At 38.1% G+C, this 19,787-nt stretch carries 16 protein-coding genes; 8 read left to right on the top strand and 8 right to left on the bottom strand.

The genetic code is table 11. The features are described 5' to 3' along the window. Nucleotide 1: 1 nt before the first annotated feature. The 6 genes from pheA to OO007_RS08105 all read right to left on the bottom strand — a co-directional run bounded on the left by pheA (nt 2) and on the right by OO007_RS08105 (nt 9,074). Nucleotides 2-1,153: a prephenate dehydratase gene (gene pheA, locus OO007_RS08130; RefSeq protein ID WP_131905266.1), complete on the bottom strand. Its 1,152-nt coding sequence runs from the start codon at nt 1,151-1,153 to the stop codon at nt 2-4. Nucleotides 1,154-1,203: 50 nt separating this feature from the next. Then, nucleotides 1,204-1,608 (bottom strand): hypothetical protein, encoded by a 405-nt coding sequence (locus OO007_RS08125; protein WP_325808426.1) that lies wholly within the window; start codon nt 1,606-1,608, stop codon nt 1,204-1,206. A gap of 110 nt (nt 1,609-1,718) precedes the next feature. Next, the gene (gene serC / locus OO007_RS08120) at nt 1,719-2,801 is read right to left on the bottom strand and encodes a 3-phosphoserine/phosphohydroxythreonine transaminase (RefSeq protein ID WP_325808425.1); all 1,083 of its coding nucleotides are present in this window, start codon (nt 2,799-2,801) and stop codon (nt 1,719-1,721) included. A gap of 47 nt (nt 2,802-2,848) precedes the next feature. Next, nucleotides 2,849-3,964, bottom strand: a complete 1,116-nt coding sequence (locus OO007_RS08115) for a mechanosensitive ion channel family protein (RefSeq protein ID WP_325808424.1) — start codon at nt 3,962-3,964, stop codon at nt 2,849-2,851. Nucleotides 3,965-4,091: 127 nt separating this feature from the next. Then, nucleotides 4,092-6,764 (bottom strand): DNA gyrase subunit A, encoded by a 2,673-nt coding sequence (gene gyrA / locus OO007_RS08110; protein ID WP_325808423.1) that lies wholly within the window; start codon nt 6,762-6,764, stop codon nt 4,092-4,094. Nucleotides 6,765-6,974: 210 nt separating this feature from the next. Next, nucleotides 6,975-9,074: a molybdopterin-dependent oxidoreductase gene (locus OO007_RS08105; RefSeq protein WP_325808422.1), complete on the bottom strand. Its 2,100-nt coding sequence runs from the start codon at nt 9,072-9,074 to the stop codon at nt 6,975-6,977. Between the two features lie 134 nt (nt 9,075-9,208). Between OO007_RS08105 and OO007_RS08100 the strand changes: the two genes are divergently transcribed. After that, entirely contained in the window at nt 9,209-9,415 is a 207-nt protein-coding gene (locus OO007_RS08100; protein WP_325808421.1) for a DUF3565 domain-containing protein, read from the top strand. 183 nt (nt 9,416-9,598) lie between these two features. Here the strand turns inward: OO007_RS08100 and OO007_RS08095 are convergent, their stop codons facing one another. Then, entirely contained in the window at nt 9,599-10,531 is a 933-nt protein-coding gene (locus OO007_RS08095; RefSeq protein ID WP_131905273.1) for a histone deacetylase family protein, read from the bottom strand. 249 nt (nt 10,532-10,780) lie between these two features. On the opposite strand from OO007_RS08095, the gene OO007_RS08090 reads away from it, so the two are divergent. The 7 genes from OO007_RS08090 (at nt 10,781) to OO007_RS08060 (ending at nt 19,303) form a co-directional block, all read left to right on the top strand. After that, nucleotides 10,781-13,465, top strand: a complete 2,685-nt coding sequence (locus OO007_RS08090) for a bifunctional acetate--CoA ligase family protein/GNAT family N-acetyltransferase (RefSeq protein ID WP_325808420.1) — start codon at nt 10,781-10,783, stop codon at nt 13,463-13,465. 11 nt (nt 13,466-13,476) lie between these two features. Continuing rightward, the gene (locus tag OO007_RS08085) at nt 13,477-14,445 is read left to right on the top strand and encodes a hydrolase (RefSeq protein WP_325808419.1); all 969 of its coding nucleotides are present in this window, start codon (nt 13,477-13,479) and stop codon (nt 14,443-14,445) included. 204 nt (nt 14,446-14,649) lie between these two features. Further along, the gene (locus OO007_RS08080; RefSeq protein ID WP_325808418.1) at nt 14,650-15,183 is read left to right on the top strand and encodes a hypothetical protein; all 534 of its coding nucleotides are present in this window, start codon (nt 14,650-14,652) and stop codon (nt 15,181-15,183) included. Beyond that, nucleotides 15,180-16,346 (top strand): acyltransferase, encoded by a 1,167-nt coding sequence (locus OO007_RS08075; protein ID WP_325808417.1) that lies wholly within the window; start codon nt 15,180-15,182, stop codon nt 16,344-16,346. The genes OO007_RS08080 and OO007_RS08075 overlap by 4 nt, the downstream gene beginning before the upstream one ends. Before the next feature lie 112 nt (nt 16,347-16,458). Continuing rightward, nucleotides 16,459-17,073, top strand: a complete 615-nt coding sequence (locus tag OO007_RS08070) for a hypothetical protein (protein ID WP_325808416.1) — start codon at nt 16,459-16,461, stop codon at nt 17,071-17,073. Further along, nucleotides 17,070-18,572, top strand: coding sequence for a DUF3131 domain-containing protein (locus tag OO007_RS08065; protein WP_325808415.1), 1,503 nt, complete (start codon nt 17,070-17,072; stop codon nt 18,570-18,572). Before OO007_RS08070 ends, OO007_RS08065 begins: the two co-directional genes overlap by 4 nt. A 2-nt stretch (nt 18,573-18,574) precedes the next feature. Beyond that, complete coding sequence (locus tag OO007_RS08060; protein WP_325808414.1) at nt 18,575-19,303, top strand: hypothetical protein; 729 nt, start codon at nt 18,575-18,577, stop codon at nt 19,301-19,303. A 71-nt stretch (nt 19,304-19,374) separates the two neighbouring features. On the opposite strand, the gene OO007_RS08055 is transcribed toward OO007_RS08060, so the two are convergent. Then, entirely contained in the window at nt 19,375-19,722 is a 348-nt protein-coding gene (locus OO007_RS08055) for an Hpt domain-containing protein (protein WP_325808413.1), read from the bottom strand. Nucleotides 19,723-19,787: the final 65 nt, after the last annotated feature.

The raw sequence follows: 19,787 nt of genomic DNA, 5'->3' as shown, positions 1-19,787 counted from the left end.
ATTAAAGGACAGCTTTAGGGTAAGACCCTAGCACTCTCATGAGTTCGGACTCTTCGGAAAGTTCTTCAAGCGCTTTGGCAACATTCGGTTCACTTGAGTGCCCATCGATATCCATGAAGAAGTAATATTCCCAGTTTGCATTTCTTGATGGTCTTGACTCAATACGCGTCATATCTAAACCATGTGCAGCTAAAGGCGCTAATAGATGATAAAGCGCACCAGAGCGATTCTTTGCAGAAATCATCAGCGTCGTTTTATCTTTACCAGATTGAGGCACATCTTGTTTACCAATCACTAAAAAGCGCGTGGTGTTATCTTTGCTGTCTTCTATATTGCTATAGGCAATATCTAGTTCATATATTTTAGCTGCTAAAGCGCCTGCGATAGCGCCAGATTCTGGGTCTTCTTTAGCTCTTCTAGCCGCTTCAGTATTACTTGAAACCGGAATTTGCTCTACATTAGGCAAATTATCATTGAGCCATTGACGACATTGAGCCAGAGATTGTGGATGTGAATACACACGTTTGATAGTGCGCCAATCTTTATTCACTGTCATTAAGTTCTGATGAATTCGCAAGGTGATTTCACCACTAATCTTTAGTGGCGAATGCATGAAAACATCTAAGGTATATGAAATAACACCTTCAGTAGAGTTTTCTATCGGCACAACACCATAATCGACAGTGCCATTTTCGACTTCTTTAAATACCTGACCGATTGATCCCATTGGGACAGTTTCTACCGCATGACCAAAATGTTTTTTTGATGCTTCTTGTGAAAAGGTGCCGTTAGGACCAAGAAAAGCGACTTTAATGCTTTGTTCCAAGGCCAAACAAGATGAAATTATTTCACGATAAATCGCAGTGATTCGTTCGTTTTTTAGCGGGCCAGGATTATTTTCAGTAACGCGGTTTAATATTTGGGCTTCTCTTTCTGGTCGATAAAACCACAGATCGACTTCACCGGTTTCACGTTTTATTTGCGCCACTTTTTCAGCGCATTCTGCACGCTGTGAGAGTAATTGTAAAAATTGATCGTCGATTGCGTCAATTGAATCACGAATTTCTAATAACTTTTTATTTACATCTGAGTTTGTCGTATCTGCATTATCTATCAACTTTTCAGATGATTTCTTACCGTTGTTATTATCCATTCAAAATCCAATTAAAATCTAAAGTTATAATATATTACGTCTCACCATATCTATAAAAGAGACTGCAAAAAACCAACTGCTTTAATACCAAAATAAATGATTAAAGCAAAGATCACATAAATTACCATTGGTAATTTAATAGGGTTATTTTTTTCGTAAATTCTAGGCTGCTTGGCAGTTCCGATTTCGATCTCTATATCGTCTCCGGCAGCAAATGTCTTTATGGCTGTTTTTGATCGAAAATGCAATGTTTCTCCATCCAATTGGTATTCAATAGTTGGCAAATCTAACTCACCAATATCCATCACATCAATTACTTTGCCGTTGATTATTTTAGCGTTTTTAAAAACCAGTACACTTTTGATATACACGATCAGAACAGCAATCAATAATATTACTAAAACAACCGTCCCCCAGCCAAAAACCATATTGAACATCACATCAGAATCATTCATCTTTTTTACAAGCACCCAATTCAACAAATTTTATTATTATAAACGCCCACTCACATAACTAATGGTGTAGTTTGCTTGTTTTGATATATATCATAATGATGATTAGAAACTTAACCGTACTGTGTTTCGAATGATTTCATCATATCTACTAGTTCAATAACACCTTGTTCTGGCATAGCATTATAAATACTGGCGCGCATGCCACCAACGGACTTATGCCCTTTTAAGTAAACCAGATCTCTAGTTGCAGCTTCTGCTAAAAATTTTTCGTTCAGCTCAGAATTGGCAAGGGTAAATGGAACATTCATTAAAGATCGATATTCTTTATCAACCGGGTTTGAATAAAAATCAGAGTTATCTATACAATCGTAAAGCATGGCAGCTTTTCTTCGATTTAAAATTTCCATTTGCTCAAGACCACCTTGTTGCTTTAGCCATTTAAAGATCAATCCAGCCAAATACCAGGCATACGTTGACGGCGTGTTGTACATCGAGCCATTTTTTGCATGAACATCATAATTCAGCATTGTTGGGGTAATATCCATTGCATCGCCAATGAGATCCTCTCTGACAATAACTATGGTCAAACCTGCAGGACCTATATTTTTTTGTGCACCTGCATAGATAAGGCCAAATCTACTCAGATCTACAGGTCTTGATAGAATATTCGAAGACATATCAGCCACTAATGGAATATCACCTGTGTCTGGCACCCAGGGAAACTCAACACCTGCAATAGTTTCATTCGGCGTATAGTGAAGATATGCCGCATCTGGATTTATGTTCCATTCTTCATAGTTTTGTATCGAGGTAAAATGACTACTCTCTGAGTTAGACACCACGTTAACCAGGCAATATCGGCTTGCTTCAGTAATCGCTTTGGTAGACCAGATGCCGGTATTCACATAATCTGCACCCTCTTTTCCGCGCAGCAAATTTAACGGTATTGCCGCAAATTGAGAGGTTGCACCACCTTGTAAAAATAGCACCTTGTAATTATCGGGAATATTCATGACTTCACGAAGATCAGCTTCAGCTGTTTCAGCGATGCTCATAAATTCTTTACCGCGATGACTCATCTCCATCACTGACTGGCCGGTACCATTCCAATCCAGTAATTCTGCTTGTGCCTGTTCCAAGACTGGCTGTGGAAGCATTGCTGGGCCGGCGCTAAAATTATACTTGCGAGTCATGTTGTAATCCTTGTTAGAAGCTGTGACATCATATTTACACTAAATTATTACTGATCTTTGTTTTCTACTAAATCTAATTCGCGTATATCAATTGCAGGGGTTAGATTGTTGATAGTAACTGGTGTTGATAAAGAGATGTTTTTTTCAATCGATGTCTTCAACATCAATTGCAATAAACGTTGACGGGTCAACAGTAGTTTATCCACTTCTTTAGTGAAGTAATAAAAGACCCATTCAACGGCATGATCACCAGTCTCTTTAACACCGAATTCTAAATCATATTGTGGTTCTAAATAAATACCATTATCAATTTTCGCAGCATCGTATACGGTCAAAAATAGATCTTCTACAGCATCTATAGAAGTATCGTAAGAAATTTTGAAAGACAGGCTTTCGCGAAGCCCTCGAGCTGAAGCAAATTTGGATAAATTATGTACCGTAAAATCCCTTAATTTGGAATTACGAATCATAATTCTATGATTGTTTGGGATATTTAAAATAACAGTATGGAACACCTTGGTTTTATACACGAGCCCGTAAACCAATTCCCCGTCATTGAACTGAATAACGTCACCTTCGGTTAACATATCACTGTTCAGTATAATCAAACCATGAAAGATATCAGGTGCCCAGATACTGGATGTTAACGCGAGGAAAACACCTATTATTCCGATAACACCGCCCGCCTCTAATACTGAGTCGAAGCCCAGTAATCTGATGATGCTTATTAACGCAATCACAGCAATAAACAGATTACTAAAGATGCTTAATAGTCGGGTTTGATAGGTAGATACAAAGCGTTTTACGCCATTAACCTCACGCTCTTTACCGTAGTATCGAACTAAAAAACCATGTGTAATGTGCATCGATAAATAAGCAAAATAGATAACCGCCAGAACAGCGATAACATGAATCAGTAAGGTTTTATTTTGATTGTCTTGAAAGAACCGGAAATAACCGTAAGCCAGTATAATTAATAGATTCAACGCCCGAAAGATCATCACTTTGCGGGAGAAATTACTGACTTTTTCTGGCTGATGATAAACAGCTTTAAGGATAACTTTTGCAAATATAAGCAAAAATAAATTAGCACCGATAAGCAAGTAACCGAAACTATCTACCTGATTTATATATTCGATAATTTTATCGACAGCACTATCCATAAATGAATTGGGGGTGGCTTCAATTAAATAAAATTAAATTGAAGCCCCCCCCCTACTTTGAATGATATTTTTTACGTTGTTAATAACGTAAATAGAACGAAAACAAGACTAAAGAGAGCTAAGCAGATTACTCTGGAGACTCATCAGTGTTGTCACTGCTGTCACTCGCATCAGCGTCGTCAGAAGAATCGACATCGTCACTTTCAACAGAAGCTTCGCTAGCTCCATCTGTTAGTGTTGGATCCATATCTTCATCAATATCATCTTCAGACTCATCATCCATAGATTCAATGCGCTCTAATTGCGTTAGTTTTTCGTTTTCGCCCAGTTTGATTAAACGTACACCCTGTGTATTTCTACCAACAACTGATACATCAGCAACCGAGGTACGAACCAAAATACCACCGTTGGTGATTAGCATGATTTCATTATCATCAGTAACCTGAACAGCACCGATTGCAGCACCGTTTCGTTCAGATGTCTGGATAGCAATAACACCACTACCGCCACGATTTTGAGCAGAGAACTCTTCTACTTCAGTACGCTTACCGTAACCGTTTTCAGTTGCCATTAATAAACGACCTTCACGAAGAACGATTAATGCATTAACTTTGTGACCTTCAGGCATCTTGATACCACGTACACCAGCAGCAGTTCTACCCATGCCGCGTACATCAGATTCTTTAAAGCGAATGGCTTTACCTTGTGAGGTAAATAGCATCGCTTCATCATCTTTTTCTGTGAGTGCAACATCAACCAGCTTATTACCATCACGTAAATCGATGGCGATAATGCCTGAAGCACGTTGATTAGAGAATGCTTTCAAATCTGTTTTCTTGACTGTGCCGTTTTCAGTGGCCATAAAGATGTACTTGTCATCTTCATATTCACGTATCGGTAAAATAGCCTGGATGCTTTCATCTTCATCAAGTGGTAATAAATTAACAATGGGTCGACCACGAGAAGTTCTACTCGCCATGGGTAATTGATACACCATTAACCAGTACACTTTACCTTTAGAGGAGAAACATAAAACAGTGTCATGAGTACTTGCGACGAAGAGTTTCTCAATGAAATCTTCATCTTTCATTTTGGTGGCTGATTTACCGCGTCCACCACGACGTTGTGCACGATAAGTATCAATTGGTTGTGCTTTTGCATAGCCTTCATGAGACAGCGTTACAACAACATCTTCTTCTGGAATCAGATCAATATCACCCAGATCTTCACCAACTGCATTGATTTTAGTAAGACGTTCGTCGCCGTACTTTTCGAGCATTTCAATAAGTTCTTCACGAATAACGCGCATTAAGCGTTCTGGACTCGCCAAGATATCAAGCAAGTCAACAATCGTAGCGAGTAACTCTTTGTATTCACCCAGTATCTTATCTTTTTCAAGACCTGTTAAACGATGTAGTTGTAAATCTAAAATTGCTTTTACTTGAACATCAGTTAACCAGTAACCATCATCTTTCAGTCCGTAACGCGGATCGAGGTTTTCAGGACGTGCCACTGTAGAATCACCACGTTCTAGCATCTCAAGAACGATGTCAGCTTTCCACGAGCGACTCAGTAATGCTTCACGTGCTTCAGCAGGATTCGCCGATGCTCTGATTAAAGCGATGACTTCATCAATATTACCTAAGGCAACAGCAAGTCCTTCTAAGATGTGGGCGCGTTCGCGTGCTTTACGTAGCAAGAAAATAGTGCGACGTGTAACCACTTCACGGCGATGGCGAATAAACGCTTCGATAATTTCTTTAAGATTGAAAAGCTTTGGTGCGCCATCAATCAACGCCACCATATTGATGCCGAAACTATTCTGCATCTGTGTTTGTTTGTAGAGGTTATTCAAGATAACTTCAGCGACTTCACCACGCTTAAGCTCGATAACCATGCGCATGCCGTCTTTATCAGACTCGTCGCGTAGTTCTGAAATTCCTTCTATCTTCTTCTCTTTTACGAGTTCTGCAATTTTCTCGATAAGACGTGCTTTGTTAACCTGATAAGGAAGCTGTGTAACAACAATCTTTTCACGACCTTTCTTATCGGTTTCGAAATCCGCTACGGCGCGAATTTTTACACTACCTTTACCAGTGTGATACGCCTGTTTGATGCCATGTGCACCGTTAATGACACCAGCCGTTGGAAAATCAGGACCTGGCAAGTACTGCATTAAATCGTCAATACTGAGCGTTGAATCGTCAATCAGAGCTACACAGGCATTGATTACTTCAGTGATATTGTGCGGCGGAATATTGGTCGCCATACCTACAGCGATACCAGAAGAGCCGTTTAATAGTAGATTGGGTAAGCGAGTTGGGAAAACTACTGGCTCGAATTCAGATTCGTCATAGTTGCCTTGGAAATCAACGGTTTCTTTTTCAAGATCAGCCATTAACTCATGTGCGATCTTCGACATACGGACTTCCGTATACCGCATCGCAGCAGGAGAATCACCATCGACAGAACCAAAGTTACCCTGACCATCAATGAGCATATAACGCATTGAAAATGGCTGAGCCATTCGAACCATGGTGTCATATACAGCAGTATCACCATGCGGGTGATATTTACCGATAACATCACCGACGATACGTGCTGATTTTTTATAAGGCTTGTTGAAGTCGTTGCGGAGCTCGCCCATCGCAAATAACACACGACGATGAACAGGTTTTAAACCGTCTCGAACATCGGGTAATGCACGTCCTACGATTACGCTCATCGCGTATTCTAGATAGGATTTACGCATCTCATCTTCAAGATTAATCGGGATAATTTCTTTCGCGAATTCAGCCATATTATTTGGGGTTCTTTTATGAGTATTTTGTACGGTTTTGTTTGCTTATTTTAAGAAGAAATATGCTTCTTAAAAAACTGCTGGCGAGTATATCAGAATGGCACAGAAATAGTACCTAAATACGCGCTTTTAAACGCGTCTAAGTGGTTTATTTTTATAATATATACACCCCCCTACTTTTGAGGCGTTTTTGCACCTAGCGCAGCTGAATTATATTACGCTCAGATCAACGTAGGTATCATAGAATGCAGCGCCATTTCCAATATCGGTTTTGCTGTGGCTATCAATTAAAGCATTGACGGTTTGTCCTGTTGGACTACTCTCGCACCACGCGCCCTTTGGTGTATATAAAACACCCGCCGCTACAGTGTCATTTACATCGGCAATCAGAACCACTTCACCTTTATTATTATGAAGTTTGACTTTATCACCGGTTTTGATATTTAAGGTTGATGCATCGTTAACATTGATAGACACTTTTTCCGATTCGGTATTATTCCCACCAAATGTAGAATTGGAACGATTAAATGCTGCTGCAGTGACCAAGGTAAACGGTCTGTCTTTTATTATTGATTCGTAACGTGGCAAACCATAGCCGAACTCGTTTTCTAAATCTTCATTGTAGAGTGTGATTTTCTCATCATCGGCCATATCGGATAACCAGACATGATTTTTATCGATGGTGCTTAAGGCAGAATGTGTAGAAATCTCTGAAACTTTATTTGTCTCAAATCTTTCTGATGATAAATCCAGCGCTTGTTCTTGCAGTTCAGCGTCCGTGTCGCTGAATAATGCATCGGTAAACCCGAAGCGTTTGCTCAGACGTCTAAATATCTCTGTGTTAGGCAATGCATTACCTACGGGTTGAATTGCGGCTTCTGCGCGCTGTGCGTAATTATGACCGTATCCCAGATAAACATCATCATGCTCAAAGCTACTGCACGCAGGTAAGATAACATCGGCGTATTGCATGCTATCGGTCATATTGATTTCACAACCAATCACAAAGACATCTTCTTTACTTAGTGCTTCAATCATTTTGTTTTGATCAGGATGCACCAGTACCGGGTTATGGTTGTAAATAAACACAGACTTGATTGGCACCCCCCCACTTATAGGGCTTTTTTTGCTGCTTGATGGAATATCGTTACCCAAAATGTGATCTGCTGTATCAACGATATTAAAGGTGCGCGTTGGTTTTTCAAGAAGGTCTGGACGCTGTAACTTATCCGTTGTCTTAGGATATGCAGGAGAGTGATAGCCAATTTGTCCTTGTCCCTTTTGACCAAATTGACCTAGCAATACAGCTAAAGACATCGCAGAACGAATCGCAGATCCACCATTTTTGGAACGCTCAAGCCCAACACCGGTTTGCATTGAAATGCGCTTGGCATTCCTGAATAGCTCAATAAACGTATCAGCTTGTGATTGATTGATGCCACAAATCTCTGCCAATTTATCGATAGAATACGACGATGCATTTTCCAGGTATTCATCAACACCAGAGACTTTATCGATTAGTTTAGTTTTATCGATCATACCCAGTTTATCGAACTGTGATGCCATCGCGAGCGCAAAATAAGCATCAGTTCCGGGCGTTACTTGTAAAAACAGATCTGCGCTTCGGGCAACTTTGATTCTTTCTGGATTAATTACGATTACTTTTGCGCCATTGTCTTTGGCTTTTTTGATGATTTTCATCAAGTGCAAATAGGTAGTGCTGGTATTCGTGCCCCATAAAACAATCAAGTCAGAATACACTGCTTGTTCTTGAGACATCGCGACGTGGTTACCAAACAATGAACGGTACGAAAGACCGCGAACCCCAGCACATAATGGCGATCTATCAAGTTGCGTTGCACCTAGCTTATAAAAGAAACGCATATCCATTGAACCACCAGACAATTGTCCATGAGGCCCGGCATAATTTAATGGCATTACTGATTCAGGACCGTATTCTAGAATTCCTTTTTGCATGCCTTCATAGCATAAGTCTATAGCTTCATCCCATGAAATCGGTTCGAATTGAGTACTACCGTTATCTCCACCTTTAGCGTCAACCCTTTTTAACGGTGTGGTTAAACGGTGTTTGCCATGAACAAAATCAGGATAGTACTTCGATACCTTGCCGCAAATAACACCCTTAGTCATTGGGTTAGCGTATGAGCCTTTTATTTTATGTATTTTGCCATCTTTAACTTCTACATTAAGACTACAGGCATCGGGACAATCTAAAGGGCAAACACTAGGCGCCTGATAATCTTGTTGATGCTGGTGGTGTTGTGTTTCTTCATTTAGGTTCGCTGACATAATTCGCTCTTCATTCGTTATGACGATAAATAAGAGTCTAATTGGATTTAATGCGATTAAACAGGCACAATTATTTTTTTAAAAAGCATGCCACTCTGAATCAATCTAGTTTTAATTATTTAAAAGATATAAACATGAAACGCAAAATTAAAGGCTTCCATCTGGATGAAGAGAACGATTGGGTAGCTGAACTAGAATGTCATCATGGCCAACATGTACGGCATCAGCCACCGTTTATTAATCGACCCTGGGTGATAAGCAAAGCCGGGAGAAACAGCAAGCTAGATCATGAATTAAACTGTTTGAAATGTGATTTAGGTGAACCAAAAGATGATTGGTAAGTAAAAAGACTGATATAAATGATTTTAGTTACTGTTAGATATCTTATGTTTTTGCTTAAGCCCCCCCCCTACTTTGAGACGTTTTTTTTAGTATATTCAAGGGGCGCTTATCAAGTATCTAAATTATCGTTTCGGCAGTTAGCACATATTAATATTGCCAGTGTCTAAAGCTAATTTCAGTATTTAAGTATAATGTAGACCCATAAGAACTCGAACGTGTTCTGTCGCGCAACGGCCTAGAGAAGTAAGATCATAACCACCTTCAAGCATCGAAATTACTCTGCCATTTGCAAACTCATCTGCGATTTTACAGATTTGATCGGTAACCCAGATATAGTCACTATCCATTAAACTAAAACCGCCCATTTCATCATCAATATGTGCATCAAAACCCGCTGAGATATAAATTATTTCAGGCTTAAACTTTCTTAATGCTGGCAACCATTTTTCTTCAACCGCCGCTCTATAATCAGAACCTTTGGTACCCGCTGGCAATGGAACATTCACCATTAGCTCTTCCATAGATTTTCCAGCATAGCCAGGATAGAAAGGATGTTGGTAAGTTGAACAGAAAAGTACGTGCGGGTTGTGAGAGAGAATGTCTTCTGTGCCATTGCCATGATGCACATCAAAATCTACGATAGCGACTCTTTCTAATTTGTGATGTTCTATGGCATGTAACGCGGCGATAGCAATATTATTAAAGAAACAAAAGCCCATTGCCGCACCTTTCTCAGCATGGTGACCAGGTGGACGAACATTGCAGAAGACTCTTTTAGCCTCACCGGATACAGCTAAATCTGTCGCTAATATACCTGCACCAGCAGAACGTTGTGCAGCTTCCAGAGTAAACGGATTCATGCAGGTATCCGGGTCTACATGACGCAAGCCCTCAAGCGGCGAATGATTATAGATTTCTTCTACATACTTGTTTTCATGCGCTCGTTCGATTTGTAAAATAGTGGCATTAGGCGCTTCATGATACCTTAAAAAATCCATGAGCCCTTTCGCAGACAACTGATCTTCAATTGCCGTAAGACGCTGAGGGCACTCTGGATGAAACTCAACCATTTCATGTCGCAAACAATCTGGATGAGTAATATAAGCTGTGGGCATAAAATATTTCTCCTTCGCTATTTTAAGCTGCAGTTTTCATTCTTTTTGTTTTTGTTATTATTTACTAGAGAGACTAGCTTCTATTCCGTTTATTTACCAACTTACTTTAGAGATATTTACGTGGCATATTAAATAAGTATCTATGTTTTGATAATTGTCATATAAAACACTGACCAATAGAGACAAGATCAACATATAAAATATCTATATTTTGTTATTATTTAATTATTTATATATGCTGGCTTCATTATGTCTGAACATTACTTAAAAGCATTATTTGACCCGTCTTCAATCGTTATTGTTGGCGCGAGTGAAACTGAACAAACATTAGCCGCTTTAATAACCAAAAAACTGCATACGCAATTTACCGGTAGCCTCTATTTCGTTAATCCCAGACATAAAGAAATCCTGGAAACCCCTTGCTATAAAAAAGTCACACTCATTGAAGAAGATATAGATCTGGCAATAATCGTTAGTCCAACAAGAACCGTTGAAAAAGTGATTCGCGAGTGTGCAAAACAAGGCATTAAAAATGCTTTTGTTATGTCTAAGTATGCCAACACCTACAAGTCGCAAATCACCCCTGAAATGAAATCCTTGTTAAAGGTAGCAAAAGAGGTAGATGTCAGAATTTTGGGTCCCAATGCCGCCGCATTGATTCGTCCATCGACCAATTTCAATGCCAGTATTACCGATAATAAAATAATACCCGGCAAACTCGCAGTAGTCGCACGATCCAGAACCATTTGTAGCAGTCTTATTGATTGGGCAGAAACAGAGCAAGTCGGTTTTTCTTCGGTAATTTCTCGCGGTTCTGGTATCGATCTTGAATTCTCGGACATTATTGATTTTTTAGCTAACGATCACAAAACCAGCAGCATTATTGTTCATATTAATCAAGTAACGCACTCCAGAGCATTCATGGGAGCTTTGAAAGCAGCAGCCATGCGTAAACCCGTTGTTATTTTGAAATCTTCCCACGACAATGGCAGCTATAGTGATGCTATCGCAAAAACCAAAGATGTTAGAGCGATGGATGACGTCTTTCGTGCTGCCGTTTTAAGAGCAGGTGCAGATCATGTGACAACGCTGTCACAGTTGTATACAGCAGCTAAAATCCTAGCCAATAATCGACGCACAAAAGGTAATAATTTGGCACTCATTTCTAATGGCTATGGACCAGTAATGCTGGCGAATGACCGACTTAGAGATTTAGGGTTTCAACCAACACTACTAAGTAAAAGCCTTGTGGAAGAATTGAAGGGCACCTCAAAGAATATTTACGGTTTTGATAATGCGATAGTTATTCCTGACAGAAAAAATACCGCAGAACTATACGCAAAAAATATTAAAATTTTACTGGCGAGTAAAGAAGTGGACGGCATAGGAATTATATTTGCACCAGATGCTATGATAGACAGTCAGAATCTGGCTACTGAAATAGCTAAAGTAGTAAAAAATGCCAAAAAGCCAACTCCTACTATCTGGTTAGGAACTGCATCAGGCGGTCAAGGTCGCAAGATATTTACACAAGAGAAAATATCTAATTACCGGTCACCAGAAGCAGCCATGGATGGTTATAGTTTCTTATGCAATCACTTGGCAAACAGAAAAAAATTACTGCAAGTCCCTTTTCCACTGAATAAAACAATTCCACCAAAAACAGCAATTGCTAAAGAAATTATTGAAAAAAACCTTCTACAAAAGCGTAATGTGCTGTCGAGAAAAGATTCAATAAAACTTTTAGAAGCCTTCCATGTTAAATGCAACCCAGCATTGCACGCAGACTCAGTAGAGGAAGCTATAAAAATAGCGGATGAAATTGGCTACCCTGTTGCATTGAAAATTGACTCTCAACATATCACTTATAAATCGGATGTTGAGGGTGTGAAATTGAACTTACAAGATTCAAAAATGCTGAAGAAAGCATTCTTACAGATAAAAACAAGCATTTCTAAAATACGCTCAAACATTATCATTGATGGCATTATCGTTGAAAGAATGTATGCACCCTCTTCTGGTCGTGTATTGAATATCAGTATTCTAAACGACCCTGCTTTTGGACCCGTAATCAGCTTTGGCCCGGGTGGTACGCAATCCCCCGCAATGAAGGATAGAGCAATCCAGCTACCACCACTGAATAGGAGATTAGCTGAAGATCTGATTAACAACACACAGGTGAGTTTGATTTTGGATAAATACCGTAATTTACCTGCAACCAACAAAGGTAAATTACGAGAAATGCTTATACGCGTTTCGGAAATAGCGATTCATTTACCACAGATATTTGAATTAACCCTAAACCCAATTATTCTTGATGAAAATGAAGCCATAGTTAACGATCATCAAATAGTGATTCAGAAGTTTAACAAAGACCCTAAACACTTTAGTCATCTAGCAATACATCCATACCCATCCGATTGGCGCAGATTCATTACCATTAAGAATCATAAGAAAGTTGAACTGCGTCCTATTCGTAGTGAAGATGCACAAGCAGAAGTAGAGCTCATCAATAATATGTCGAGCAAATCTAAATATTTTAGATTTATGCATGCTGTCAATGATCTGACACCTGAAATGTTATCCAGATTTACCAAATTAGATTACGATCGTGAAATGGCTTTTGGTGCTTTTATTCAAAAAAAGAACAAAGATAAACTATTGGGTGTAAGTCGCTATTCCATAAACCCTGATAAGAAAAGTTGTGAATTTGCTATTGGCATAGCCGATAAATATCAAGGTTTGGGTTTGGCCAGACAGTTAATGCTGATTCTGATTGAGCACGTTAAAGACCGTGACCTTAAAATTATTGAAGGTACTGTGCTCAAAAATAATACCTCTATGGATAATCTAATGGATTCTCTAGGCTTTAAAAAGAGCGCATCAAAAGACGATTATGATATTAATATTTATACCTTTGAATTTGATGAATAGAACTTTTATAAATGCCAATTGTTAACAGTGAATTTAAACCAGCCTGGTGGCTAAACAACGCACACCTGCAAACGCTCTGGTCTACTTTTTTTAAAAACCGACCAGATCTACAATTACATAAAGAACGTTTAGAACTAATAGATGGCGATTTTATTGATATTTCGTCAACTACTGACCTTCACCAAAAACCCATTGTTCTTATTTTGCATGGACTAGAAGGAACCTTAGAATCACATTATGCCAAACCACTAATCAAACTCCTTGAAGATAATGGGTATGGCGTATGTTTTATGCACTTTCGAGGCTGCAGTGGCGAGATTAACCGCTTAAAACGAAGTTATCACAGTGGTGACAGTGCAGATTTGCAAGCCGTGATTGATTTTATAAAAACCAGATACCAACAGGCTCCTTTTGCGGTAATAGGTTTTTCATTAGGTGGTAATTTATTACTCAAATGGTTAGGCGAACAACATTCTGAAGCGAATACCACGACAGCAATAGCAGTGTCCGTGCCGTTTAAATTAAAAGATGCCGCTGAAAGATTGGAGAAAAGTTTTTCCCGTGTGTATCAGAATCATCTGATGAGTAGTTGCAAGAATAAATACCAGCAGAAAGATAATCTATTCAACATTGGTTTAGTGGAAGATATCAAATCTGTAAATACCTTTTTTGACTTTGATAACAAAATCACAGCACCGCTTCACGGTTTTTCAAATGCAGAAGATTACTACGCAAAATCAAGCAGTCATCAATTCTTAAATAAGATAGAAAAACCAACCTTAATACTCCACGCAGAAGATGATCCATTCATGTGGAGAACTACACCTCCGCAAGAAAAAGACATCTCTAAAAATGTCACTGTTGAGTTATCTAAATCAGGAGGCCATGTTGGTTTTGTTTCAGGGAGATATCCTTGGGCAGCAAGGTACTGGGCCGATCAAAGAATTTTACAATGGTTAAAATCACAATCTAAAACGTAATATTTCAGTTATTTCTATTATTCTTAAAAACAATCACTGCTTTTATTCAAGATTAATATTCATTAATCATTAGCAGTTAAGTCAAGATTCATACTTCTCGTGTAAAATAGTTTGCACATAAAATTAATTATAAAGAAAGTCATTTACTTATAAAAAATATAGAAATGGTAATTCTTAAAAATTATAAAAAAAGTATTAATAATTATGACTTTAGAAATCTCATCAAATTCAATCACTGCACCTAAAGAAATGAATAATTCTGTCAGGCGTGGATTACTATTACTAAGTATCTATGCCTTTCCCATAGTCTTGTCTTCTCTCGTTTTTCTGTTGGTCGTAATGATTAGCGATATTGATTTCAGTTCAGTTGGTAGTAAAACCGACTATGCAGAGATAACCAGCCCTAAAAATCAATCAGCTGTTGAGAAAAAATTCACTATATCCGGAACGTTGAGCGAACCTCTCAAACATCATAAATTTTACTTACTTGAGTATCGTGAAAAGAATTACTGGCCAAAATATTCTATGGGCAATAAAGCAATGTCCTGGAATAAAAACCTTACGAATAGAGCAAAAAAGAACGCGTTCAATTCTTACTTAATCATCATGGCTGATAAAGACTTATCAGCAACCATAGACAACTGGTTTAAGAGAGCACATGAAACAGGTGAATACCCGGGAATTCCTGATTTAGAGGTAGATCATGTAGTTGCAAAAGTAAGGGTACAAAAAAAATGAGCGCTATAAGAATGAACTGGCTGGATATTTCCAGATTAGCTGCTGCTTTTAGCATCATTGGCATCCATACAACCACAGACCCAAAAGGCAAGGCCTTCATTGATTATGATATCAGTGAAAGAGTTTTTCCGGTGTTGATGAGAACGACCGCAGAACTGGCAAGTACTGAATTTTTCATCCTGGTTTCTTTGTTCTTATTGGCGTTTAAATTAGAAAGAAAGCCTATGCCTTATGGCGCAACCATGAAATTACAAATGCGTCGTTTATTGGTTCCTTTTGTTTTCTGGACTTTCTTTTATGCCTTCTTTGTACTGATAAAAGCCAATGCGTTTGGCTATCTTGATCCAATGCTCGAGAAATTAACAAAACCGGAAACCTGGGCGAGTTATTTCTTATTGGGTAAGTCACAGTATCACATGCACTTTATACCAACGATATTCCTGATTTTCCTGTTTCACCCTGTATTCAAATTAGCTTTGAAAGTCCCTATTCTGGGTTTACTGGTTGTACCATTCTTAGCATTCAACTTAAGTATGAGTACCTGGATTTGGGGAAACATTAGCGATAGAAATACACTCGAATATTTAATACGCGGAATCAAAGTACTTTCTTATATAGGTTACGGTTTTGCGGCTTATAGCATTCTGGGTCTATGGCAACAAAAATTTGATAAAGAATTGTCGAAAAAGATATTCATGTTCGGATTATTAGCGGTCAGTATTTTCTTCATCATAAAACTGACTCATGCAGCGCTAAGTATTGAAGCAGGATCGTATGTTCCGAAAATGGGTGCCATTTACTATGCGCATAATTTACTTCCTATCGGTGTCATTCTTTTATTCCTCGGGTCTCAGCATTTCAATTGGCCAGAAAAAATAAGTGATTTTTCAAAGTTCACTTTTGGTACCTATCTGATGCACCCAGCGGTAATAGACATAATAGATATATTCCTGAAAGGTGTGGAGATGGCACCTTATCAACTTGTTTTATTTAAATACACATTGACGTTAAGTATTGTGCTAGCGCTGTCTATTCTGATCAGCAAGATTCCATTGCTTGCATGGACTATTGGTTTGGGGCCTTTACCTTTTGCTAATAGAACGTCAGGAAAACTAACAACGAATGAAGTTACTGATAAACCCAAAGTAGCTACAACAAACTAATTACTGATAACTAACTGAAAAACTTTATATGCTTACGAAAATATTACTGATTGGCACTTTTATATTACTGGCTTGGAGTACTTATGTACTCACTAACAAGAGCCAATATATTATGGCGCAAAATACAAAATTAATTGAATTGCAGGGTGAGCTAAAAAAGCAACAAGAAACCATCATTCAAGATGCTGACAAACAAATGAAGTTATTAGTTACTAATAATAAAGCTTCTGAATCAGCGATTAAGTCTGTAGCAGACAAAATATCAAAAGTGGAAGTCGCTGTAGATAAATTGAAAAAAACAATCGCTACAAAAAAACCTGCTGCCAAGAAAAAACCAAGTGCTAAACCTAAACCAGCGGCTAAGCCAAAAGCTCCTGCTAAACCAAAACCAGCTGCTAAGCAGAAAGCGGAAGCACCACAAAAAGCTATGCCTAAAAAGCCTGATAATGCTGACGCAGAACTGGAATTAACAAAAAAACTGAATAGTGTAAATGAGTTACATAAGCAGGGTTCTATTGAAGCAGCTTCAACAGCGCTAACAGAATTCAAAGGACTTATCTGGAAAAACAGAAAAGATGAAAGGGTCACGAAAGAAACTGTTTTATCCATTATTTCTTCAATTGATTACACCTTAAAGAAATGGAATGAAAAAGAATTAACGTACGACTTATCAAAAGTGAATGAGAAATTTAAAACATTTTTTAGCAAAAAGGAGGCATCAAAATGAGTGATAAAGTAGAAAAAGACACGATGTCAAAACGCCTTCTTACAGGATTAGTCGTACCTTTATCTTTGGGTGCAGTATTAGCTGGATCATCAATCTTTGTAATATCACAAACGAATAAAAACGTTAGTCTGGAAGATAAGGCAAAAAGTGAACTATTAGGAAGTCTCTTATTACCTAAGAAAGAAGAAGCAAAAACAATAAAAAAAGAGAACATGGAAATCGCTGAATCTAACAAAAAAGTCAATCTAGGCACCTGTTTTGTTCCGAAAAAAGAGTTAACTGAAATCGATGAGCACATCGCTAAAACAGCCTGGACTTATTACGAAAACAATTATCAGGAAAAAACGGGCTTATTCAACGCTGCCAACCAATACCCTTCTACCACGATGTGGGATACAGGTTCTGCCTTGGCGGCAACAATCGCCGCAGAAGATTTTGGCATTATTGATGATAAAGAATTTGATGACAAAATCACCGCGCTGATTAAAACCTTAATTACTATGGATTTATTCAAAGGAATAGCACCGAATAAGGTTTACAACACAAAAACCATGAAGATGGTTACCTATGCCAATAAAGTTACTCCTGATGGTGTTGGTGTTTCAGTATTGGATTTAGCACGTTTAGTTTCCTGGCTTCGAACATTATCGTGTAAACATCCCAAATTTTCACATCAGATTGATTTAGCATTAAAGCGTTGGAATTTTGACACCTTAATTAAAGATGGAAGAATGCAAAGTCTCAAACGCTACCCAGAAACGGGGGAGATTAAATCATTCCAGGAAGGACGATTAGGGTATGAACAGTATGCCGCTAAAATTTTAGAGCGTGAAGGTCATAATTTAAATGTCTCCTCTACTTATAATAATGTAGACAGAAAAGATATCGATATCTATGGCATTACTGTTGCTACTGATAACCGTACACCTGAAGAATACCATTCCAATAACTCTGTTGTTTCTGAGTCATACATCATGGATGCCATCGAAAATGGCTATGATGATGAAAATACACCTCTGATCAATAATATCTACCAGGTACAAAAGAAAAGATGGGAAGAGACAGGCATTGTTACAGCGGTTTCGGAAGACAATATCAATAAAAAACCCTACTTTGTTTATAACACGATCTTTTCTGGTGGAAAAACCTGGGTCGCTAAATCATCAAAAGGCGCCATCCTAACAGAGCATAAAACGGTTTCTAATAAAGCCGCTATCGCGATGTCATTACTATACCCAGATGATAGCTACAGTGATGTGTTATTCAATAAAGTCAAAAGTGCTTACGATCCTAAAAAGGGTTGGTATTCAGGTATTTATGAAAACGGGGAAGGATATAATTCTTCGACAACTGCAAATACCAATGGCGTTATTTTAAGTGCGCTACTGTATAAAAAATACGGTTCAATGCATCAAATTTGCCAGAAATGTCGACCTAGTGCTAAATCAAAACTGTTGGCAGCTAATAATGAAAATAAAAACCTGTGTGAGTCAAACTAAACATGTATAGAAAATCAATAACACTTTTGACGTTTTGTATTTTAGCGTCTTTGCAACAAACGGCTGTTGCAAAAACCAGCTTTTATGCACCAGAAGTTAAAAAGAAAATTAGCGTTGAAACAAAGAAAAAAACGAAATACAGCCTTGGGGGACAGTTAACCTTAAAAGACAGAGTTCATGACAGTAAAGTCAGTTTCAGTGCGAGTGCTACCTGGAAGCCAGATTCGAAAGACTATTGGTATATCAAAGGAACAGCAAAGCATAATTTTGATAACGGAGACGAAGGTTTTACTTACAACTACGGGCTTGGCTATGATGATTGGCACGAAGGTACCTGGACAGTCCAAATTAACAATTATGACAGTTTAAAAATTGGTAAAGGTGGCTTCAATCTAGATAGCGCCATTGTGAGTGTTGGTTATAAAACCAAAATTAAGCAATTACAAAAACTGAATATGAAATCTACCATTACCTTAAGTAAACGTACTGACGGTGACACCAAGCTTTCTACATCTCTACAGTGGGCGCCCAAGAAATACTGGTTTATTAAAGGCATATTGATTACACCACTTGAGAATGGCAAACCTTATTGGAACTATCTGTTTGGCTATGACGATTGGCATCCCGGTACTTTTGGATTTGAATATACAAATTATGAATCAAATCCAACCAGTGAAACTAACTTTAGAAAAGGGTTCTTCTCTTTAACGTATAAGTACAAATTAAAATAAATAAATTATAAATACAAAGTCACCCCCCTACTTATGGGCGGTTTTTTTAAATAAGAAAGGAGTTATGCGAACTAATTAGACTCAGATTGTAATGTAAGAATAAGTTGTTTTACCGCTTCATATTCTGAAACAAAATCTTGAAAAAGCTGATCTATTTCTTTTTCATCATTTGATTCAAACTTTTCAATCTGAAAACTGATGTCAGATAAACCAATAGCACCGAAGGTTCTCGAACTGGATTTAAGTGAATGGCCGATATCTTTAACAGATTCCCAATCCTTATTTTCAATGTGATTCTTCATGTTGTCGATTGATGATTCAGTTTCCTGAAAAAACACAGTAACAAGTTCAGGAAATACTTCATCCATGCTTTCTGCCAGACTAAAGAATTCGCTTTTATTAAAATTTATATCTTTCATAAAAATCTCTTAAAATTGAGAACGTTATTCATATAACCCGAAAATTATATGTGTAAACACCAAAG

Origin of the sequence: Cocleimonas sp. KMM 6892 (assembly GCF_035798195.1) — a bacterium.
Lineage (GTDB): Bacteria > Pseudomonadota > Gammaproteobacteria > Thiotrichales > Thiotrichaceae > Cocleimonas > Cocleimonas flava.
This window is presented reverse-complemented; position numbering and strand designations above follow the sequence as displayed.

What these genes read in the sequence shown, in the direction of transcription:
- pheA (WP_131905266.1), bottom strand. Translation starts at nt 1,153, where the DNA reads ATGGATAATAACAACGGTAAGAAATCATCTGAAAAGTTGATAGATAAT.
- OO007_RS08125 (WP_325808426.1), bottom strand. Translation starts at nt 1,608, where the DNA reads ATGAATGATTCTGATGTGATGTTCAATATGGTTTTTGGCTGGGGGACG.
- serC (WP_325808425.1), bottom strand. Translation starts at nt 2,801, where the DNA reads ATGACTCGCAAGTATAATTTTAGCGCCGGCCCAGCAATGCTTCCACAG.
- OO007_RS08115 (WP_325808424.1), bottom strand. Translation starts at nt 3,964, where the DNA reads ATGGATAGTGCTGTCGATAAAATTATCGAATATATAAATCAGGTAGAT.
- gyrA (WP_325808423.1), bottom strand. Translation starts at nt 6,764, where the DNA reads ATGGCTGAATTCGCGAAAGAAATTATCCCGATTAATCTTGAAGATGAG.
- OO007_RS08105 (WP_325808422.1), bottom strand. Translation starts at nt 9,074, where the DNA reads ATGTCAGCGAACCTAAATGAAGAAACACAACACCACCAGCATCAACAA.
- OO007_RS08100 (WP_325808421.1), top strand. Translation starts at nt 9,209, where the DNA reads ATGAAACGCAAAATTAAAGGCTTCCATCTGGATGAAGAGAACGATTGG.
- OO007_RS08095 (WP_131905273.1), bottom strand. Translation starts at nt 10,531, where the DNA reads ATGCCCACAGCTTATATTACTCATCCAGATTGTTTGCGACATGAAATG.
- OO007_RS08090 (WP_325808420.1), top strand. Translation starts at nt 10,781, where the DNA reads ATGTCTGAACATTACTTAAAAGCATTATTTGACCCGTCTTCAATCGTT.
- OO007_RS08085 (WP_325808419.1), top strand. Translation starts at nt 13,477, where the DNA reads ATGCCAATTGTTAACAGTGAATTTAAACCAGCCTGGTGGCTAAACAAC.
- OO007_RS08080 (WP_325808418.1), top strand. Translation starts at nt 14,650, where the DNA reads ATGACTTTAGAAATCTCATCAAATTCAATCACTGCACCTAAAGAAATG.
- OO007_RS08075 (WP_325808417.1), top strand. Translation starts at nt 15,180, where the DNA reads ATGAGCGCTATAAGAATGAACTGGCTGGATATTTCCAGATTAGCTGCT.
- OO007_RS08070 (WP_325808416.1), top strand. Translation starts at nt 16,459, where the DNA reads ATGGCGCAAAATACAAAATTAATTGAATTGCAGGGTGAGCTAAAAAAG.
- OO007_RS08065 (WP_325808415.1), top strand. Translation starts at nt 17,070, where the DNA reads ATGAGTGATAAAGTAGAAAAAGACACGATGTCAAAACGCCTTCTTACA.
- OO007_RS08060 (WP_325808414.1), top strand. Translation starts at nt 18,575, where the DNA reads ATGTATAGAAAATCAATAACACTTTTGACGTTTTGTATTTTAGCGTCT.
- OO007_RS08055 (WP_325808413.1), bottom strand. Translation starts at nt 19,722, where the DNA reads ATGAAAGATATAAATTTTAATAAAAGCGAATTCTTTAGTCTGGCAGAA.